Here is a 506-nt window from a genome sequence, read left to right on the forward strand (position 1 = left end):
CATCCGCCGGGACACAATCCCCACGCCCATGTCCTGCTGACTATGAGAGCAATGGACGAGCATGGAAAATGGCTTCCCAAGAGCCGTAAGGTTTATGACCTTGACGAGAACGGGGAACGGATAAAGCTGCCATCCGGCAGGTGGAAAAGCCACAAGGAGGATACGGTGGACTGGAACGACCAGAAGTATTGTGAAATCTGGCGGCATGAATGGGAGGTCATCCAGAACCGCTATCTGGAAGCCAATGACCGCCCGGAGCGTGTGGACTTGCGTTCCTATGCCAGACAGGGGCTTGATATAGTTCCCACTGTCCATGAGGGAGCGGCTGTCCGGCAGATGGAAAAGCGTGGTATCCAGACGAATATCGGAAACCTGAACCGGGAAATCAGAGCCGCCAACCGCCTGATGAATTCCATCCGGCAGCTTATCCACAACCTCAAAGGCTGGATTGCCGAGCTGGGAGAAAAACGGAAGACTAACTATTAGAAGTCAACCCCAAATGTGTG

At 53.8% G+C, this 506-nt stretch carries 1 pseudogene; it reads left to right on the forward strand.

Annotated features, from left to right (window positions below):
* A pseudogene (locus DWZ82_RS15780) lies at positions 1 to 474 on the forward strand (MobA/MobL family protein); the annotation flags it as partial.
* Between the last annotated feature and the right edge of the window lie 32 nt (positions 475 to 506).

The organism is Butyricicoccus sp. AF35-5AC (assembly GCF_003477715.1).
GTDB classification, from domain to species: domain Bacteria; phylum Bacillota; class Clostridia; order Oscillospirales; family Butyricicoccaceae; genus Agathobaculum; species Agathobaculum butyriciproducens.